This is a genomic window from Candidatus Eisenbacteria bacterium (assembly GCA_035712145.1).
GTDB lineage: Bacteria > Eisenbacteria > RBG-16-71-46 > RBG-16-71-46 > RBG-16-71-46 > DASTBI01.
The window spans coordinates 1-1,742 of record DASTBI010000105.1; the positions used below are offsets into that span (position 1 = coordinate 1).

The 1,742-nt window shown below is 65.9% G+C and carries 2 protein-coding genes; one reads left to right on the plus strand and one right to left on the minus strand.

Translation table 11 applies throughout. From position 1 onward, the window contains the following. Window positions 1-348, minus strand: a 348-nt coding sequence (locus VFQ05_06365; protein ID HET9326376.1) for an aquaporin, incomplete at its 3' end; no start/stop codon positions are given. 297 nt (window positions 349-645) lie between these two features. Between VFQ05_06365 and VFQ05_06370 the strand changes: the two genes are divergently transcribed. Then, window positions 646-1,592, plus strand: a protein-coding gene (locus VFQ05_06370; protein ID HET9326377.1) for an IS630 family transposase whose coding sequence is annotated in 2 segments (ribosomal slippage) — window positions 646-994 and window positions 994-1,592 — 948 coding nt in all. Because the reading frame shifts where the segments join, the coding sequence is not laid out codon by codon here. The last annotated feature ends 150 nt before the right edge of the window (window positions 1,593-1,742 follow it).

Genomic DNA, 1,742 nt, shown 5'->3' on the forward strand with positions numbered 1-1,742 from the left:
GGACTGTGCCAGGTCGAACCCCGCCTGTCCGTGGGCGATGACCAAAAGCAAGGCGGCGGCCACGATCGCCCCCGCGACCTGGGCGGCGATATAGGCCGGAATGTCCTTTGCCGGAAACCGCCCGCCGGCCCAAAGCCCCACGGTGACGGCAGGATTGAGGTGGCATCCCGAGATATGGCCCAGCGAGTAGGCCATCGTGAGCACGGTCAGGCCGAAGGCAAGCGAAACCCCGAGCAGTCCGATCCCCACGTCGGGGAAACCTGCCGCCAGCACGGCGCTGCCGCATCCGCCGAACACCAGCCAGAACGTGCCGAGTGCCTCTGCCGCGCTTCGCCGGGCTATGTGCATGACGTATCACCTTGCGTGGAGACGATCCAAACTGACCGGAGGGATCGGTCATGGTGAACCGGGGCCCGTGGCACAGGGGCGGCCACCGGGACGTGAGCCCTTCGCAAAGCGCCGACCGGAGGCGTAAGCGGCCCAAGCATGAGGGCAATTAAGCGGCCGCTCCAGCGCCATCACAATCGGGCAATACCCCGACGCGCCTTTGATCTAGAGCGGTTTTCCACCGGCGTGAATCGCCGGGAGATTCCTTCTGAGCCGACGGTCTGATTCATGATGCTGGCTGGATGGAGGTCAGCATGGATGGGCAAACCGCTATCGATGGACTTGCGGTCGAGGGCACTGGCCGCGGTTGATCAAGGTATGAGCTGCCGGGGTGCGGCGACGCGCTTCGGGGTGGCGCCAGCGACGGTGATCCGCTGGCATGACCAGCGACGGCGGCAGGGTCATTGCAATCCCAAGCCGCAGGGCGGTGACACGCGCTCGCACCGGATCGAGGTGTACCGGCAGAGGATCATCGCGCTCTACGAGGCGCGCCGCGACATCACGCTCGACGAACTCCGCCGGGAACTCGCCGGTACCGGAGTGAGCGTGGCGATCTCGACGCTGCACCGATTCTTCACGAGGCACGGGATTACGCGCAAAAAAAGGTCGGGCACGCGAGCGAGCAGGACCGCCCGGATGTCCGGAGCCAGCGAGAGGCCTGGTTCGATGGTCAGCTCGACCTCGATCCTGAGCGGCTCGTCTTCATCGACGAAACCTGGACCGCGACCAACATGACCCGCAGCCACGGGCGCTGCCTCCGCGGCGAGCGGCTTCGGATGGGCTTCCCTCACGGCCACCGTAAGACGACGACGCTGGTCGCCGGGCTGCGTACCACCGGCATGGTCGCGCCGATGGTGCTCGACGGGCCGATCAACGGCGAGTGGTTCGAGGCCTACGTCGCCAAGGTGCTCGTCCCCGAGCTGCGCCGCGGCGACATCGTCGTGATGGACAACCTCTCGAGCCACAAGCGTGCGGCGGTGCGTGAGCTGGTCGAACGGGCCGGCGCGAAGCTGCTGTTCCTCCCGCCCTACAGCCCGGACTTCAATCCGATCGAGAAGGCCTTCGCCAAGCTCAAGGCACTGTTGCGCAAAGCGGGTGAGCGCACCGTCTCGGGCCTGTGGGACCTCATCGGCAAGCTCGTCGACCTATTCAAACCCCACGAGTGCGCCAACTACTTCAGCTCGTGCGGCTATGACCCAGACTGAGCGGAATCCGCTCTAGCGGCAAGCGCTCGAGCACTGGAGCCCGTCTTGGCCACCACCATCCGGCCGCGCCGCCTCAACCACATGAACCTGGTGCTGGAAAGCGCCGAGGAGAGTCTGCGGCACTTCCGCGAGAAATACGACGCCGAACTC